The organism is Bradyrhizobium australiense, assembly GCF_013114825.1.
GTDB lineage: Bacteria > Pseudomonadota > Alphaproteobacteria > Rhizobiales > Xanthobacteraceae > Bradyrhizobium > Bradyrhizobium australiense.
On the sequence record NZ_JAAVLX010000007.1, the window covers coordinates 465,488 to 481,807 of the forward strand.

17 protein-coding genes are annotated in these 16,320 nt (G+C 64.0%); 9 read left to right on the plus strand and 8 right to left on the minus strand.

Translation table 11 applies throughout. The features are described from left to right. Positions 1-8: 8 nt before the first annotated feature. The 4 genes from HCN58_RS22820 to HCN58_RS22835 form a co-directional block, all read right to left on the minus strand. Entirely contained in the window at positions 9-722 is a 714-nt protein-coding gene (locus tag HCN58_RS22820) for a lysophospholipid acyltransferase family protein (protein WP_171581617.1), read from the minus strand. Further along, positions 719-967, minus strand: coding sequence for a DUF4170 domain-containing protein (locus HCN58_RS22825; RefSeq protein ID WP_171581618.1), 249 nt, complete (start codon positions 965-967; stop codon positions 719-721). The genes HCN58_RS22820 and HCN58_RS22825 overlap by 4 nt, the downstream gene beginning before the upstream one ends. Positions 968-1,060: 93 nt before the next feature. Beyond that, entirely contained in the window at positions 1,061-1,870 is an 810-nt protein-coding gene (locus HCN58_RS22830; RefSeq protein ID WP_171581619.1) for an inositol monophosphatase family protein, read from the minus strand. Next, on the minus strand, positions 1,857-3,257 hold the full coding sequence (locus HCN58_RS22835) for a TldD/PmbA family protein (protein WP_171581620.1): 1,401 nt from the start codon (positions 3,255-3,257) through the stop codon (positions 1,857-1,859). Before HCN58_RS22835 ends, HCN58_RS22830 begins: the two co-directional genes overlap by 14 nt. Positions 3,258-3,531: 274 nt before the next feature. Between HCN58_RS22835 and HCN58_RS22840 the strand changes: the two genes are divergently transcribed. After that, positions 3,532-4,059 (plus strand): DUF6101 family protein, encoded by a 528-nt coding sequence (locus HCN58_RS22840; RefSeq protein ID WP_171581621.1) that lies wholly within the window; start codon positions 3,532-3,534, stop codon positions 4,057-4,059. An 803-nt stretch (positions 4,060-4,862) separates the two neighbouring features. Here HCN58_RS22840 and ubiA read toward each other — a convergent pair. After that, positions 4,863-5,792, minus strand: a complete 930-nt coding sequence (gene ubiA, locus HCN58_RS22845) for a 4-hydroxybenzoate octaprenyltransferase (RefSeq protein ID WP_171581622.1) — start codon at positions 5,790-5,792, stop codon at positions 4,863-4,865. A 10-nt stretch (positions 5,793-5,802) separates the two neighbouring features. Further along, positions 5,803-6,456: a hypothetical protein gene (locus tag HCN58_RS22850; RefSeq protein ID WP_171581623.1), complete on the minus strand. Its 654-nt coding sequence runs from the start codon at positions 6,454-6,456 to the stop codon at positions 5,803-5,805. A gap of 206 nt (positions 6,457-6,662) precedes the next feature. Here HCN58_RS22850 and HCN58_RS22855 point away from each other — a divergent pair, with 206 nt between their 5' ends. The 6 genes from HCN58_RS22855 to HCN58_RS22880 all read left to right on the plus strand — a co-directional run bounded on the left by HCN58_RS22855 (position 6,663) and on the right by HCN58_RS22880 (position 12,869). Further along, positions 6,663-7,409, plus strand: a complete 747-nt coding sequence (locus tag HCN58_RS22855) for a 16S rRNA (uracil(1498)-N(3))-methyltransferase (RefSeq protein ID WP_171581624.1) — start codon at positions 6,663-6,665, stop codon at positions 7,407-7,409. Positions 7,410-7,823: 414 nt separating this feature from the next. Beyond that, positions 7,824-8,990 (plus strand): ATP phosphoribosyltransferase regulatory subunit, encoded by a 1,167-nt coding sequence (locus HCN58_RS22860; protein WP_171581625.1) that lies wholly within the window; start codon positions 7,824-7,826, stop codon positions 8,988-8,990. Then, entirely contained in the window at positions 8,987-9,964 is a 978-nt protein-coding gene (gene hisG, locus HCN58_RS22865; protein WP_171581626.1) for an ATP phosphoribosyltransferase, read from the plus strand. The genes HCN58_RS22860 and hisG overlap by 4 nt, the downstream gene beginning before the upstream one ends. Before the next feature lie 75 nt (positions 9,965-10,039). Then, positions 10,040-11,086, plus strand: coding sequence for a glycosyltransferase family 2 protein (locus tag HCN58_RS22870; protein WP_171581627.1), 1,047 nt, complete (start codon positions 10,040-10,042; stop codon positions 11,084-11,086). Continuing rightward, positions 11,083-11,928, plus strand: coding sequence for a ChbG/HpnK family deacetylase (locus HCN58_RS22875; RefSeq protein WP_171581628.1), 846 nt, complete (start codon positions 11,083-11,085; stop codon positions 11,926-11,928). Before HCN58_RS22870 ends, HCN58_RS22875 begins: the two co-directional genes overlap by 4 nt. A 131-nt stretch (positions 11,929-12,059) precedes the next feature. Next, complete coding sequence (locus tag HCN58_RS22880) at positions 12,060-12,869, plus strand: DUF2076 domain-containing protein (protein ID WP_171581629.1); 810 nt, start codon at positions 12,060-12,062, stop codon at positions 12,867-12,869. 153 nt (positions 12,870-13,022) lie between these two features. Here HCN58_RS22880 and HCN58_RS22885 read toward each other — a convergent pair whose 3' ends face one another. After that, the gene (locus tag HCN58_RS22885) at positions 13,023-13,826 is read right to left on the minus strand and encodes a L,D-transpeptidase (RefSeq protein ID WP_171581630.1); all 804 of its coding nucleotides are present in this window, start codon (positions 13,824-13,826) and stop codon (positions 13,023-13,025) included. A 307-nt stretch (positions 13,827-14,133) separates the two neighbouring features. On the opposite strand from HCN58_RS22885, the gene HCN58_RS22890 reads away from it, so the two are divergent. Continuing rightward, on the plus strand, positions 14,134-14,904 hold the full coding sequence (locus tag HCN58_RS22890; RefSeq protein ID WP_171581631.1) for a protein phosphatase CheZ: 771 nt from the start codon (positions 14,134-14,136) through the stop codon (positions 14,902-14,904). 183 nt (positions 14,905-15,087) lie between these two features. Here HCN58_RS22890 and HCN58_RS22895 read toward each other — a convergent pair whose 3' ends face one another. Further along, positions 15,088-15,603 carry a hypothetical protein gene (locus HCN58_RS22895; RefSeq protein ID WP_171581632.1) on the minus strand — a complete coding sequence of 172 codons (516 nt, stop codon included), beginning with the start codon at positions 15,601-15,603 and terminating at the stop codon, positions 15,088-15,090. Positions 15,604-15,944: 341 nt separating this feature from the next. On the opposite strand from HCN58_RS22895, the gene HCN58_RS22900 reads away from it, so the two are divergent. After that, complete coding sequence (locus tag HCN58_RS22900) at positions 15,945-16,241, plus strand: co-chaperone GroES (protein WP_171581633.1); 297 nt, start codon at positions 15,945-15,947, stop codon at positions 16,239-16,241. Positions 16,242-16,320: the final 79 nt, after the last annotated feature.

The window sequence follows — 16,320 nt, forward strand, 5'->3', positions numbered from 1 at the left end:
GCAGCGAATTAGCCAAGGGCGGCCTCCGGACGCCCGACGGCCTTATAGGCGCGACGGGTCGCTTCGTTCAGATATGCTTCTACCTGAAGCCGCAGCTTTTCCATAGTCTCGGTATCGGCATCTGGCGGCACATGAACCGCCTCGATGCCGACCACCGCACCGCGTCCGAACGGCAAATTGATGGTGGTAGAGTCCCAGTTTTTCAACCGGATAAACCGGCTGGTCACCATTGCAAAGGGCATGATCGGCCGGCCGGACTCCCGCGCCAGCATGATCACGCCGAGCCCGCTCACGCGGGCGCGCTTAGGCACGTCGGCAGTGGTCGCAACGTTCCAGCCATCTTCCAGCGCCTGCAGCATCTCGCGGAACGCGCCGACACCGCCCTTGCGGTGAAAGGCGCCGCCGTGGTCGCCGGAACCCCTGATGGTTCCGATACCTAGTCGCTCGGCGGCGATGGCATTGAATTCGCCGTCGCGGTGCCGCGAGATCAGGACCTTGGCGCGGTGGCTCTCCTTGGTCTTGATGAACGGCGTCATGAAATGCTGGCCGTGCCAGAACGCGAAAATCGCCGGCTGCTCCGGCTCGACGATATCGTAGACGTTGGCGGGGTCGTAGCTGAAGCGGTTGGTCAGCCAGACCAGCCGCAAATATTCGGCCGCGAGCACCCCCAGCGCGCGCTGAACCCAGGTGCTGCGCAGCAAATCGCGAAGGAGCCGTTTCAACTGGAGGACTTCGTGTCTTGACCTGGATCGAGCAGCCGGTGGAGGTGAACCACGAAGTAGCGCATGTGGGCGTTGTCCACGGTCTGCTGCGCCTTCGCCTTCCAGGCCGCGTAAGCCGATGCGTAGTTGGGATACACGCCGACGATGTCGACCTGGTCGAGGTCCTTGAACGTGGTGTGTTCGAGATCGGTCAACTCGCCGCCGATGACGAGATGCAGCAATTGCTGCGGGGCACTATCTGGCATGATGGTCTTTCCTAACGAGGTGCCCGGCAAGCAAGAACGATATTGTGAATCGCGGCATGAACGGGATGATTTGGGGCACGGATTTCGACCGATTCAGGGCGACCGACGATGCCGGAAATGCTCGACAATGCGCGCATGCCGATCGTATCCCGCCGCCACCAGCACCCCGTGCACCACCTCGCGGCGATTATACTCAATCGCATCCCCCGAGAGCGCGGTCATTCTACCATTCGCTTCCTGCACGATCAAATTCGCCGCGGCAAGGTCCCAATCGCGGCTTTGGCCGCCTGCAAAAGCGGCATCGAGACTGCCATCGGCAACCCGGCACAGCCGCAGCGCCAGCGATCCGATTCGCGGATGCAGCGTGATGTCGTCCGGTGACGGGCTCAGCCGCTGCACCAGCGGTTTTGGGCCGGCCATGCGGGAAAAATCCAGCTCCGTTCCTGCAGATGCACGGACCGGCTTTTCGTTCAGCGTGGCGCCCTTGCCGCGGACCGCGAAGAAGAATTCGTCGCTGGCGGGCGCGAACACCGCCGCCACTACCGGGGTTGACCCCGCCACCAGCGCCACGCTCACGCACCAGTCTTCGCGATGCGCGAGATAGGCACGGGTGCCGTCGATCGGGTCGACGATCCAGACCAGCTCCTTGCCCAGGCGCGCATCGTCGTCGACGCTCTCTTCCGACAGCCAGCCATAATCTGGCGTCGCCGCGCGCAGCCGCCGCTCGATGAGCTCGTTGACGGCGATATCGGCCTCGGAGACCGGCGACGAGGCGCCCTTGATCCAGTTCTTCAACTCGGTGCGAAACAGCGACAGCGCCAGCGCGCCGGCTTCGCGCACGGTGTCCTTCAGCAGCGCGACATCGCGCGCCCAGATCCTGTCGGCGGTATCAACGTCCGCCAAGCGTCAGGCCCTCGATGCGCACGGTCGGTGCGTTGACACCATAGCGGAATTCCAGATCGTTGGCGGGAACGAGCGATTTGAACATCGCCAGCAGATGGCCGGCGATCGTCACCTCGCTGACGGGGTAGGTGATCTCGCCGTTCTCGATCCAGAAGCCGGAGGCGCCGCGGCTGTAATCGCCGGTCACGCCATTGACGCCGGAGCCGATCAGGTCGGTGACGTAAAAGCCCTGCTTGATGTCGGAGATCAATTCTTTCGGCGTCATCGCGCCGGGTTCGAGATGCAGATTGTACGATCCCGGCGACGGCGACGACGACACGCCGCGATGGGCATGTCCGGTCGTGACCATTCCGAGCTCGCGCGCGGTGGCGCAGTCCAGCAGCCAGGTGGTCAGCACGCCCTCGTCGATGAGCGCGAGCTTCTTTACTCTGACGCCCTCGGCGTCAAAGCTCTGCGAGCGCAGGCCGCGGACACGCAGGGGGTCATCGATGATGCGGATGCTCTTCGAAAACAACTGCTCGCCGAGCCTGTCCTTCAGGAAGCTGGTCTTGCGCGCGATCGAGGCGCCGTTGACGGCGCCGACCAGATGGCCGACCAGCGAGCCCGAGACCCGGGGATCGTACACCACCGGCACCTTGCAGGTTTCGACCTTGCGCGGATTGGCGCGCGCCACGGTACGCTCGCCTGCCCTGCGGCCGACGCGCTCGGGAGGATCGAGGTCGGACGCGTGCGGGGCCGAGGTGAAATCGTAATCGCGCTCCATGCCGGTGCCTTCGCCCGAGATCGCGGTCATCGAGATGCCGTGGCTGGAGCGCAAATACGAGCCGTGGAAACCGGTCGAGGTCACCAGCACCATGCCACCGATGCCGCTCGAAGCGGAGGCACCGCCCGATTTGGTCACGCCCTTGACCGCAAGGCCCGCGGCTTCCGCTTCGCAGGCGCGACGCTCGAGTTCGCTTGTGGTCGGAATATTGCGGTCGAGCAGATCGAGATCGGCGAACTCGCGCGCCAGCAGCGAGGGATCGGCGAGGCCGACATATTTGTCGTCGGGCGCGACACGGGCCATCGCGACGGCCCGCTCGGCAAGCTTGGCAATGCCGTCGCCGGAAATATCGTTGGTCGATACCACCGCCTGGCGCTGGCCGACCAGCACGCGCAATCCGACGTCGTCGCCTTCGGAACGCTCGGATTCCTCAACTCGGCCATCACGCACTTCGACGCCTTGCGAAACCCCGCGCACCGCAACCGCGTCGGCGGCGTCCGCCCCGGCACGCTTGGCGGCCTCGACCAGTCGCTGCGCCAGCGTCGAAAGCGCCGATTGATCGAACAGGTCGGAAGTTGCGGGAGCCTTCGAAAGCGGCGAAGCCGTGGATGGTGAAGAGTTCACAAACAAAATCCCTGACATTGAAGGGGTTCGGACGCCGAGCGGCAAGGCCCTGAGATGTGCCTGATTCACAGCGATTTCAAGCATTTTGCGACGCCAAATGCCAAACATTTTCGGCATTGCGGCAAGGTCTCGTCAATCATGTGAGCCAAGGTCTTGTCAATCATGCTGGCGGGTGACTTCGGGTTAACCAGGCTTTTTAAGGCGAAACGGAAATCGCTCGGCTAAGGTCTCGCCTATCGACCGGGAACATAATCCCGGCGGGGAGATGAGAGCCGTGAGGCGTCAAACAGCAACAAGCGGGATCAATCCCGCCGGGTCGAGCCGTGCACTGCGGCTCGACCCTCTTTCTCTGCCGCTCAGCTTTAATGCGCACGACACCCGCGCAGACGGCGGCGTGCGGAGGATCGAACTTCATCGCGAACGGGTCGTACTGCACCGTGCCGTCAAGGGCATGCGGATGGCGATCAACGTCCGCGTCAGCGATTTTCTCGGCGTGGCGCTGCGCGGCCTCGACGACGACGCACAGATGCTGGTGCTGGCGCATCGCGACCCGTCCTTAAACATTCCCTTGTGTGTGAGCTCCGACCACGAGGAGATCGCTTCCGCCTGGCAGATGTGGAGCGACATCTTCGCGCTGCCGCTGTTGGCGGAAGATGAACACCGCGAACCGGCCGCCCGGCGCCGCCGCCATAACACAATCCGCGCCCGCCGCCCGAAATTCCTGGTACGCCGCCGCCTCGGCAACCTGCTCAACACCCAGACCGTTCACCGGGACGAACCCGAGATCATCGCGCGGGATTGAGTTGGCCGAGTCGATCGCCACACAATGACTGTCGTCCCCCGCGCATGCGGGGGATCCAGTACGCCGCGGCTTCTCGGTTCAATCACTGGCGTCTCTGGGATACTGGGTCACCCGCCTTCGCGGGTGACGACGACTGAATTGGGTTCGCGATCTCGCGACGCACTGCGCCCGAGCTTTGCATCAACTTCCCGCCCTCTCATTCAGAGGGCGCAGGGAAGACCGGGTGCTTGCTGCACCCGCGGTCTCGTGTGCAATTGCGCATAAGGAGAACGCACACGAGCATACAGGTACAGCGGGAGCATCCCGGCCTTCCCTGCGCAATGGCTTTACGGCTTACTTCGAGCTCTTCCCGGTGAACGGCTTTCTTGCCACCGTCGCCTCCGAGAAGCTTCGCTTCTCTCGGACTTAACGCCAGCACCGCGGCGCCAGAACCACACGACTTCGCCCTACACGATTGCCACGCACGTCAGTCATGGCTCTCGTGTCCATCGCATCTCACCGCACGTTCGTGACGATCGCGACCCGCCCCTCAATCGGGTGAGACGGGCGGAGTTATGCCGCTGATTTGCCTCTCGCGTTAAGCGAAATTTTTTTGTTTCCCGGGCTTGACACAATTTCGGAAAATCAGAAGTGAGTTGCCTGTCGTGCCAATTGGTCGCAGCCGCGCATTGAAATTCGCTTGTGCGCGCGAAGTAAATCAGTTCGCAGAACCGTTAGGGTGGGCAAAGCGACAGCGTGCCCACCATCACGAGGCGCGCTCGACGATAGATGGTGGGCACGGCGCAAGGGCGCCTTTGCCCACTCTACGAGCGCATCAGCGCGTCCGCGAGCAATCCCGCAAACAGCAACAGCCCCGCATCGCGGTTGGATTTGAAGAGGCGCAGGCACAGCGCGGGATCGCTGATATTCAATCGCCTGATCTGCCAGACCAGATGCGCGGCGAACGCGGCGAGGCCGATCCAGGCGGGCCAGCGCACACCGCCCAGCGCGAGCGCGGCGCCGATCAGAACCACCGCCAGCGAGTAAAACACCGAAAGCGCCCGATGGGTGCGCGCGCCGAACAGGCGTGCGGTAGACTTGATGCCGATCAGCGCGTCGTCCTCGGCGTCCTGATGCGCGTAGATCGTGTCGTAGCCGATCACCCAATTGATCGAGCCGGCATAGAGCACGAGCGCGGTGAGATCGATCCGCCCGAGCGTGACCGCAAATCCCATCAGTGCGCCCCAGGAGAACGCCAGCCCCAGCACGACCTGCGGCCACCAAGTGATGCGTTTCATGAAGGGATAGACCGCAACGATGACCAGCGAGGCGATGCCGGTCAGAATCGCGAAGCGATTGAATTGCAGCAGCACCGCGAGCCCGATCAGCGCCTGCAACACCAGAAAGGCAAACGCCTGCCTCACGCTGATCTGACCAGCGGGCAGCGGCCGCGAGCGCGTGCGCTCGACCCTGGCGTCGAGGTCGCGGTCGGTGATGTCGTTCCAGGTGCAGCCGGCGCCGCGCATCACGAACGCGCCGATGAAGAACAGCACGATCACGAGCGGCAAGTGCGAGATGTCGCGCGCGATGGCGGCGGCCAGCGCCGCCGACCACCAGCACGGCATCAGCAACAGCCACGAGCCGATCGGCCGGTCGAAACGGGAAAGCCGCAAATAAGGCCGCGACCAGGATGGCGCACGCGTGTCGACCCAGTTGCCGGTCGCGTCGGCAACGCGGGCGGTCGCGTCGCTCATCGGATCGCAGTCATCGCGCGAGAACGTTGCCGTTCAGCGTATCGAAGGTGCTGCCGCCCTTCTTGACCGGCTGCGCCTCGGGAAGCGCCGCCGAAGAGCCGAGCACCTCGCTCAGGCTCGGACCGGCCGGCCCACGGGCCTGCGCCTGCTGCGCAACCGCACAGACCTGCTTCTGCATCTTTTCGGTGTTCTTGTGGCCGTTCCTGAGCTGGTCGGCGATCTGCGGCGGAATTCCGCATTTAGCCGAATTGGTCTCGACGTACTTGATCATCTTCAATTCGGCCTGGCCGAAATTGCCGATCAGCTTGCAGGCCTCGTCCGGCGGCGCCTTGCGGTCGCTCGCGGCCTTGATCAGCTTGCCGCGCCGCTCGGCTTCCTCGCGCAAGGGAACGAACCCCTTCATGCAGGCGTCCGCCGGACCGCTCGCCTGCGGCGGCGGCCCGCTAAATCCGCTGGAAACCGGGGCAGCGCCCTGCGACGGGAACGGCGACGGGGCGCCGACCGAGGCCGATGGCGCTGCGCCATTCACCGGCGGAAACGGCGAATTCGCGGGTGCGGCGCTCTGGTTCGGCAAGGGCGCTGGAAACGCGCCCTGCGCAAACGCGTGGCCCGCATGAACGGTCACGACGGCAGCGGTCAGCGGCACAATCAGGCGGCGCATCATCAAGGGTGTTTCTCCGACAAGTCCAGGCAGCCCAAAAGGCTTCGAACGAAGCAGATTTGAGACAGGGCGTTTTACGATTCCCGCCGGCCCTTAACAACCCGTGGATTAGGGCAGCAGCGCGGCGTGGGCCGACCCCCAAAGTTAAAAATAGCGTCCGGATTCTAGCGCTTTAGGCTAAAAGCGGCGCGGAAACGGAACATTTACGGATGCCTGAACTCGATTTTCGCGCGCCCCGCCTGTTTGTCGATGCCCCGTTGCGGGAGGGCGAACGAATCGCGCTGGAGCGCAACCAAAGCAATTATCTGGGCAACGTGCTGCGGCTCTCCGCCGGCCAAACCATTTTGGTGTTCAACGGCCGCGACGGCGAATGGCAGGCGGCGATCGAAGGCCGCAAGCGGGCCGAAGGGCTGACCGTCGTCGGGCAGACGAGGCCGCAGGACCGCCTGCCCGACATCGTCTATGCGTTTGCGCCGTTGAAACACGCGCGCCTCGACTACATGGTGCAGAAGGCGGTCGAGATGGGGGCCTCAAGCCTGCAGCCGGTGTTGACGCGGCACACCCAGGTCTCGCGTGTCAACGGCGAGCGGATGCGCGCCAACGTCATCGAGGCCGCCGAACAATGCGGGATCCTGAGTCTTGCGCACGTTGCCGAGCCGATCGCGCTGGACCGCTTTCTCGACAAGCGCGAAGCCCACCGCCTGCTGGTGTTCTGCGATGAGGCGAGCGACGCCGCTGGTCCGGTGCAAGCGCTGCAAGCGGCGCAGGCTGCAGGCTCGGGGATCGACGTATTGATCGGTCCCGAGGGCGGGTTTGCCGAAGAGGAGCGTGAGCTCCTGTTGCGCCAGCCGAGTATCCTCAGGCTGTCGTTGGGCCCACGGATTCTGCGGGCCGATACGGCAGCCGTGGCCGCACTGACGCTGGTGCAGGCGGCACTGGGCGATTGGCGGAGTTAGTTAGGGACGCACCGGCGGAAGGAAGGGTTCCCTCCCCCCTTGCGGGGGAGGGTTAGGGAGAGGGGTACCGCTTGCTACGCTGTCAGACGGGAGCGCGACCAGGCTCTCAGCGTGGGCGCGGTGCACCCAATGGTCTGGTACAGGACAGCCTGATTTTTTCGTTCGAGTGCGCGGCTACCCCTCCCCAATCCTGCCCCGCAAAGGGGGAGCCTGAACAGGGTCCTCACCTTACAAGCATCCAGTTCGTTGCCCCCTCCTGGCCAGCCCCAGCCACCGCCCATTAATTCAGTTGGCCATTCCCTGTCGAATCGCCGCCCCGGCCATGCTAAGGCCTGCGCCAGCGAGCCGCCCCGGAACCCCGTGGGAGCCCAAACCGACCTTGGAACCCGGCTTTTCCGGATATTTGGACGTAAGATGACCGCGACCGCTGCCGCCAAAGGTGCTGCCGGGTCCGCCGCCTGGGCGGACGCGCTGCTATTGTCGTTTGCACAAGGTGGCTACGTCCAGGCTCATCCGGCCATCCTGCAGCCGGCGGAGCCGTTTCTCGACCTCTCCGGCGAGGACATCCGCAAGAGCCTTTACCTGACTACCGACGCCTCCGGCGAGGAACTCTGCCTGCGCCCCGACCTCACCATTCCGGTGGCGCGGGACTATCTCGCCTCGGGACGCGCCGGCCAGCCGGCCGGGTTCAGCTATCTCGGGCCGGTGTTCCGCTATCGCGGCGGGCAGCCCAGCGAATTCCTGCAAGCTGGCATCGAGTCGTTCGGCCGGCAGGACCGCGCCGCAGCGGATGCCGAAATGCTGGCGCTGGCGCTGCAAGCGACCGCGGCGTTCGGATTGAAGGATGTCGAAATCCGCACTGGCGACGTCGCGCTGTTCAATGCGCTGATCGATGCGCTCGATCTCTATCCGGTGTGGCGGCGGCGGCTGATCAAGGACTTCAACCGCAAGGTCAGTCTCACCAAGGACATCGAGCGGCTGACGCTTGCGACCGCGCCTGGCCGCAACGAATATGAGGGCGTGCTGGCCGCGCTCGCCGGCTCCGACCGCAAGGCGGCGCTGGCGCTGGTCACCGACCTGATGTCGATAGCCGGCACCACCAATGTCGGCGGACGCACGGTCGAAGAAATCGCCGACCGCTTCCTTGAGCAATCGACGTTGAAGGGCGGCGCGCTGCCGCGCGACGCGCTCGATATCATCAAGCGCTTCCTGGCGATCGCGGGCGACCCCGATGAAGCGGTGGCGCAATTGCGCGCGCTCGCCGCGGACACCAAGCTCGACCTTGCAGCCGCGATCGACCAGTTCGAAAGCCGTGTCGGCTTCATGGCCGCGCGCGGCGTCGACACCAAGCTGACGCGGTTTTCCACCTCGTTCGGCCGCGGGCTCGATTATTACACCGGCTTTGAATTCGAGCTGCACGCCAAGGGCAATGGCGTCGAGCCTCTGATCGCGGGCGGGCGCTATGATGGCCTGATGACCCAACTCGGTTCACCGGCACCGATTCCGGCGGTCGGATTCTCGGTGTGGATCGAAGCGCTGACGCAACACGCTAAGCCTATTTCGGAAGGGAGCGCCGCATGACCGTCCCCTTCGTTCTCGCGGTCCCCTCCAAGGGCCGCCTACAGGAAAACACCGAGGCGTTTTTCACCCGCGCAGGCCTTTCGCTGGCAAAACCGCGCGGCGCGCGCGACTATCGCGGCACCATTGCAGGTCTCGACAATGTGGAGATCGCCTATCTCTCGGCGAGCGAAATCGCTTCCCAACTGGCGCGCGGCATGGTGCATCTCGGCGTCACCGGCGAAGATCTGTTGCGCGAAAGCATTCCCGATGCCGACAATCGCGTGCTGTTGATCGACAGCCTCGGCTTCGGCAGCGCGAATGTCGTGGTCGCGGTGCCGCAGGCCTGGATCGACGTCCGCACCATGGCTGATCTCGACGACGTCACCACCGGCTTCCGCGCCCAGCATAACCGGCGGATGCGGGTCGCGACCAAATACATCAACCTGACGCGCAACTTCTTCGCCGCCCACGGTGTGGTCGACTATCGCATCGTCGAAAGCGCCGGCGCTACCGAAGGCGCGCCCGCCGTCGGCACCGCCGAGATGATCGTCGACATCACGACGACCGGTGCGACCCTCGCCGCCAACGGGCTGAAGGTGCTCGACGACGGCGTGATTTTGCGTAGCCAGGCCAACCTGGTGGCCTCCCGCGATGCCGACTGGTCAGATGAGGCGCGCGAGACCGCGCGCGTGATCCTCGATCATATTGCCGCGCGCGCGCGGGCCAGCAAATATCGCGAGGTCCGCACCCGTTTCGCCGGCTGCAACGAGGCGCTGCTTAACGAGGCGCATAACCGTTTTGGCGTGGTGGCGCCGTTCGGCGGGCCGACCTCCTCGGGCATGCTCACGCTGCACTGCCCACCGCTGCAGCTCTATGCGCTCGGCAGTTTCCTGCGTGAGCATGGCGCCGACACGGTGTCGATCGCCTCGCTCGACTACGTGCTTGACCGGGAAAACCCGCTATTTGCCAGGCTCGAGGCGTTCCTGCGGCAATAAGGCTGCCGTTTCGTTCATCGTTGCGACAGCCTCTCGCAGGTAACATATAGGATTGGATAATCTGGGACCTGATCGATGACGTTCGGCTCTGACGTTTCCCGCCTGTCGACGACCGCAGCCAGTGCGGCGGCAAAGGGGCTATCGATCGTCGTGCCGTTGTACAACGAGGCGGCAGGGCTCGCGTTGCTGCACGAGCGGCTGATCGGCCTCGCCCGGACGCTGAAGTCGCGCTACGGGCTGGCCTGCGAGGTCGTCTATGTCGACGACGGCAGCGCCGACAACACGCTGGCGATCGCGCGCTCCCTTGCCGCCGATGCACTTGACGTGCAGGTCGTCTCGTTGTCGCGCAATTTCGGCAAGGAAGCAGCCCTGATGGCGGGGCTGGATCATGCCCGCCGCGGCGCTATCCTGTTCATGGACGGCGATGGCCAGCATCCGCCTGATCTGGTCGACAAGCTCGTCGCGCATTGGATCGAGGACGGCTACGACGTCGTCTATACGGCGAAGGCGCATCGCGACAATGAATCGTTCCTGCGCCGCCAGGCCGTCCACGGCTTCTACGCGCTGATCAACTGGGGCGCGCGGCAGAAAATCCCCGAGGACGCCGGCGATTTCCGCCTGCTGTCGCCGCGCGCGGCAGCCGCGCTGCGGCAGCTTCCCGAGCGCAACCGCTTCTTCAAGGGCCTGTCGAACTGGATCGGCTTCCGTCAGATCCGCGTCGACTACGAGCCGGCGCCGCGCGCGCATGGTGTCACGACGTTCAGCCCGGGCCGGCTGATCGGTCTCTCGATCGAGGGATTGACGTCATTCTCGGTGGCGCCGCTGCGCTTTGCCAGCCTGCTCGGCGTGTTGCTCGCCATCAGCGCCTTCATATTCGGCTTGACCATTCTCTGGGAGGTCTGGACCACCGGCAAGCAGGTCCCCGGCTATCCGTCGCTGATGATCGGGTTGATGACGATCGGCGGCGTGCAGCTCATCATGATCGGCATCGTCGGCGAATATATCGGCAAGATCCTCTCCGAGCTGAAGGCACGTCCGATCTATTTCGTCGCCGAGCACACCGAGAGGCGTGCCGATGGCGAGACGACGGCCAGCGCCAGCGAACGGACCGCCGCCGAATGAACGATGTCGCGCCGCCGCGCCGGATCTGGCTGTGCGCCGACGATTATGGTCTTAGCGAAGGCGTCAACCGCGGCATTCGCGACTTGATCTCCCGCGGCCGTCTCAACGCCACCTCTGTCATGGTGGTGGGACCTGCGATCGGGCGTGCCGAAGTCGCCGCCTTGCAGGAAGTTGCGGCGAACAGTCCGCGCTGCGCACTCGGGCTGCACGCGACGCTGACTGCGCCGTTTCGTCCGCTGACGATGCATTTTCGTCCCGTTGACGGCGGCCTGTTCCTGCCGTTTCCGAGATTGCTGCGCGCCGGCCTGTTGCGGCGGCTCGATCCCGAAATGATCGAAGACGAACTCGCAGCTCAGCTCGTGGCCTTCAAGGAGTTGTCCGGCCGCGCGCCCGATTTCGTCGACGGCCATCAGCACGCGCAACTCTTCCCTGGAGTGCGCGACGCTTTCCTGCGCGCGGTCAAGGAGGCAGCTCCCAGAGCCTGGGTCCGCCAGGGCGGACGCCTCAAACCATTGAGCCAACTGCTCGACGCGCCCAAGGCCTTGGTGCTCGACATTCTCAGCGCGCAATTTCGCACGCGCGCCGCCCACGCAAAAATCCCGTTCAACCCGGCCTTCGCCGGCGCCTATGATTTTTCGAAAGCGCCCGATTTCGGCGCGCTGATGGCTCAGTTCCTCGAAGGGCTGCCGGAAGGCGGGCTGGTGATGTGCCACCCCGGCTTTGTCGACGAAACGCTGAGGAGTCTCGATCCCCTCACCACCCAGCGCGAGGCGGAACACGCGTTTCTGGCCAGTGATCGATTCCCGACATTGCTGGCGGCGAATAAAGTTACATTGAGTTGATCAAATTCAGGAAATCCGCCCGGCGTTTTGTCGCATACCAAAATTTAATTCGGCCGGCCACTACTTGCGACACAAAGCCCTCCTTACATCCTTCCGCGCGTCGACGACTACCCGACGCGAGGGAGAAGGCCATGACACCGCAAGAACGCCAACTGATTGACGATCTTTTCGACCGGCTCGCCAAGCTGGAAAGCGCCAAGCGCGATCCGGAAGCGATGTCGGCGATCATGCAGGGCCTGCGCAACGCGCCCAATGCGGTGTATGCGCTGGTGCAGACTGCCCTGGTGCAGGACGAAGCGCTGAAGCGGGCCGACATGCGCATCCAGGAATTGGAAGCGGCGGCGGGCCAGCAAAATCAATCCGGCGGCTTCCTGGATTCGATGCGCGACGCGATTTTCGGGCAGAGCCAGCCGCAAGGATCGTCGCAGGGTTCGGTGCCCAACGTTCGCGCGCCCGAGATGGGCAACCGCCCGACCTGGAACAGCGGTCAGGTGCTGCAACAGAACCAGGCGCCCGGGCAGTACAATCAGCCCGGCTACGGCCAGTCCTATGGCGCACAGCAACCGCCGTTCGGCGGCGGTGGCGGCTCATTCCTTGGAACAGCGGCGGCGGCCGCGGCCGGCGTGGTCGGCGGATCGCTGCTGGCCAACAGCATTCGAGGCATGATGGGCGGCGGCAACCATCAGGCATTCGGCGATACGGCGAACCGCAGCGGCGGTGTCGAAGACCGCCGGCCGTGGGGCGATCAGTCCGGCGGCGATCTGGCGCGCGATGCCGGGATCAACGACATTGGTTCGTCGAGCCGGCGTGCCGACAACAATGATGATTCCGGTTCGCGGCAGGGATTTTTCGATTCCGCCTCGAATGACGATGACGATATGGACCACGATTCCGATGGTTTTGACGGTGATGGTGGCGACAGCGACAGCGATTACGCCTGAGCGGGATCGGAGTTAAAAAGAGAAACGGCCGCCCGTTCAGGCGGCCGTTTTGATTTTGTAGCCCGGATGGAGCGAAGCGCAATTCCGGGAATTGGTATCCACGCGTTTTACGGCCCCCGGGTTACGCTGCGCTTCACCCGGGCTACCAGAGCATTAGATCACCACGACCTTCGCGCCGACGCCGACGCGGCCATAAAGATCGATCACGTCCTCGTTGCGCATGCGGATGCAGCCGGACGAGACGTTGGTGCCGATGGTCCAGGGTTCGTTGGAGCCGTGGATGCGATAGAGCGAGGATCCTAGATACATCGCGCGCGCTCCGAGCGGATTTTGCGGGCCGCCTTCCATGTACCGCGGCAGATCGGGGCGGCGCGCCAGCATTTCCGGCGGCGGCGTCCAGGCCGGCCATTCCTTCTTCGCCGAAATCGTCTTGACGCCTGCCCAGGTGAAGCCGGGGCGACCGACGCCGACGCCGTAGCGCAGCGCCTTGCCGTCGCCCTGCACCAGGAACAGGAACTTGTTCGGGGTGTCGATCACGATGGTACCCGGGCTTTCCTTGCCGTAATACTCGACCACCTGCTTTTCGTATTTCGGATCGAGCCGGTGCTGCGCGGGATCGATCGCTTCCTCCTCCTCGCGCCGCATCGACTGCTGCGGATCGATGGGCGGCAGCAACGCACGCCGCCCGCCATAACCGTAATCGGGCTGCGGCTGATAGGCCTGCTCGCGCTGATAACGCCCGCCCTGCGGCGCATCGCCGAACAGGAATTCGATGAAGCCGCCGCCCATATTAGAGCGCTCGGCAGCGGCCATGCGCACCGGCGGCGGCGGCGCGGGCTGGCGGGCGTAGATCACGGTGGGCTCAGTTGATGATGAGGCGTCGATCGCGGCGGCCTCACTGGCAAAGCAAAGGCAAGACACGCTCGCGAGGAGCGCAACAAAGATTTTTCCGGACATCGACGTACTCTGTACTGTTCGTCACTGCGGGTTCGCGGGCGGCGGCGCGACGAACGCCGCTGCACGCGATTAATACAAATCAAAACCTAATCGGTTTGGTAAACAGATCGGGCGTTTCGATTCACCACGTCGGCGAACACGCGCGGATTTGTCAGGTAGCGTTTATTTTGCGTGAACGCCGCCACCTCATGGTTAATCGTTGGTGTGCGACTGCGGACAAACCGCCGCGACGGCGCATTCCGGCGTGAACCTCGCGTTAAATGGCATCGGTTAAAACACACTCGAAGTGAAGGGGTGGGAAAAACTCATGTCGGTCAATCGCAAACGCTTTCGTATCGAACAAGCCATTCTGGGCGACGCGCCAATTGTCATGCCGGAAGGCGGCGAGATCGGCCCGATGCATCGCGAGATCATGGCCGAGCTGCGCGCGATCCGCGCGCAGATGGCCAGCTTCGGCCACGTCCGCACCGCAGGCGCCGAGGTCGCGGACATCACGCGCGAGATTGCCGAATCCCACGCACTGCTGGAAACCTATCGCGCCCAGATCGAGCAGTGCGAGAAACTCAAAGTCGAGCTCGACCTGATTCACGATGCGATCAACCGCACCAAGCGCGAAATCGCAACCCTGCACGGCAAGAGCTTCGACGGCCAGGAGATGGCCAAGGTCAATGGCGAGCTCGGCGCCGTCGTCGGCGGCACCGAACAGGCCACCCAGCAGATCCTCGAGGCGACCGAAGCGATCGACCAGGCGGCGACCGCCTTGTCCAAGAACATCTCGGCCGACCAGCAGAAGCTGCTCAGCGAGGACATCCAGGAACGCGTCGTCTCGATCTTCGAGGCCTGCAATTTCCAGGACCTCACCGGCCAGCGCATCAGCAAGGTGATGAACACGATGAAGTTCATCGAGCAGCACATCAATGCGATGATGGACATCTGGGGCGGCGTCGACGCGATCAAGGCCCATGCCCAGCCGATCGTCGACACCCGCGAAGGCGACGCCAAGCTGCTCAACGGCCCGAAGCTCGACGGCGATGCCGGCCACGCCTCGCAGGACGACATCGACGCGCTGTTCGATTGATAGTGAACAGAGGGGCTAACAACAAAACGCCGGCATGATGCCGGCGTTTTTGTTTTCGCGTCGTTCTCCGCTGTCATCGTCCGCGAAAGCGGACGATCCAGTATTCCACAGACGTCAGCCCTTCAGCGGAGAAGCCGCGGCGTAGTGCATGCCTCGCTTCGCGGGGGCATGACGGCAGTTGCCTCACGCCCGCGGCGCGCAGCGGACATAGACCATGTTGCCGTAGCGGACCCCGGCGTCCTTGTCGATGAAGCGGGTGATCAGCACACGGCCGTCGAACGAGACGATCTCGCGGTCCTGTTCGCCGCCGGCGGGACCGGGCGGACCGATATAGTTCTTGCCGCTCGGGCTGCCCTTGAGGCGCAGTTCCTGTGGGGTGGCCTGGTCGGCCAGATGCATGACAACGCCGCCGCTCGCGCCGGCGCCTATCACATAGGGCTGCTTGCACTGCCCGCGTGCCGCGGCTTCGGTGCGGGCGCGGTCATTGGGGTTCTGGAACGAGGCGAGGCCCCATCGGCCGACGATCTCGTCGGAGCGGATGGTCGCGGGCATCTCGGGCGCAACGCCAGGCTCGGGCTCGGGCGCCGAACTGGACGACAGCGACGGCAGGCTCATGCCGCTGCACGCCGCCAGCAGAATCGAAAGCGCCGACGCGATCGCCAGATTGGCAACCGTACGCGCATTACGTGAGCTGATCATCGCATTCCCCCGAGCAATTACTTGGCCGCTCCCGTCAAGCAGCCAACCGCAAAAAGACTGCCGGAGCAATGACGTCGCTTGAAATTACGCCGCCGCCCCGGTTTGGTTTCCGAAGCACCATCCTATATTGGCTTCACCAAGGCCTTAACCCCCTTGTTTGCTTGACAGGATCGGCGCCAAGCCATATTCCCCGGCTCCACGTTTAGCACTCAAATACGACGATTGCTAAGGGTCGTGCTGTCCCGCCCGGGGCGGCGTCGAATACCCGGCATTCCCAGCCATTTTCGAGTGGCACAGACCCGAAACCTAAGCCTCCCAGAGGAACTTCAAGAGGAGACGTCATGGCTAAAACCAAATTCCGTCCACTGCACGACCGCGTCGTGGTCAAGCGTATCGATGCCGAAGAGAAGACCAAGGGCGGCATCATCATTCCCGACAGCGCCAAGGAAAAGCCGTCGCAGGGCGAAGTGATCGCCGTGGGTCCGGGCGGCCGCGACGAGGCCGGCAAGTTGATTCCGATCGACGTCAAGGTCGGCGACCGCGTGCTGTTCGGCAAATGGTCGGGCACCGAAGTCAAGCTCGAGAACGAGGAACTCCTGATCATGAAGGAGTCCGACATCATGGGCGTGCTGGCTTAACAGCACGCTCCCCCTCACCCTGAAGAGGCAGCGAAGCTGCCGTCTCGAAGGGCCACGCTTCATACATTCATCCTTTGAG

Coding starts and splice junctions, on each gene's coding strand:
- HCN58_RS22825 (WP_171581618.1), bottom strand. CDS start 967: ATGCCAGATAGTGCCCCGCAGCAATTGCTGCATCTCGTCATCGGCGGC.
- ubiA (WP_171581622.1), bottom strand. CDS start 5,792: ATGAGCGACGCGACCGCCCGCGTTGCCGACGCGACCGGCAACTGGGTC.
- HCN58_RS22850 (WP_171581623.1), bottom strand. CDS start 6,456: ATGATGCGCCGCCTGATTGTGCCGCTGACCGCTGCCGTCGTGACCGTT.
- HCN58_RS22855 (WP_171581624.1), top strand. CDS start 6,663: ATGCCTGAACTCGATTTTCGCGCGCCCCGCCTGTTTGTCGATGCCCCG.
- HCN58_RS22860 (WP_171581625.1), top strand. CDS start 7,824: ATGACCGCGACCGCTGCCGCCAAAGGTGCTGCCGGGTCCGCCGCCTGG.
- hisG (WP_171581626.1), top strand. CDS start 8,987: ATGACCGTCCCCTTCGTTCTCGCGGTCCCCTCCAAGGGCCGCCTACAG.
- HCN58_RS22870 (WP_171581627.1), top strand. CDS start 10,040: ATGACGTTCGGCTCTGACGTTTCCCGCCTGTCGACGACCGCAGCCAGT.
- HCN58_RS22875 (WP_171581628.1), top strand. CDS start 11,083: ATGAACGATGTCGCGCCGCCGCGCCGGATCTGGCTGTGCGCCGACGAT.
- HCN58_RS22880 (WP_171581629.1), top strand. CDS start 12,060: ATGACACCGCAAGAACGCCAACTGATTGACGATCTTTTCGACCGGCTC.
- HCN58_RS22885 (WP_171581630.1), bottom strand. CDS start 13,826: ATGTCCGGAAAAATCTTTGTTGCGCTCCTCGCGAGCGTGTCTTGCCTT.
- HCN58_RS22890 (WP_171581631.1), top strand. CDS start 14,134: ATGTCGGTCAATCGCAAACGCTTTCGTATCGAACAAGCCATTCTGGGC.
- HCN58_RS22895 (WP_171581632.1), bottom strand. CDS start 15,603: ATGATCAGCTCACGTAATGCGCGTACGGTTGCCAATCTGGCGATCGCG.
- HCN58_RS22900 (WP_171581633.1), top strand. CDS start 15,945: ATGGCTAAAACCAAATTCCGTCCACTGCACGACCGCGTCGTGGTCAAG.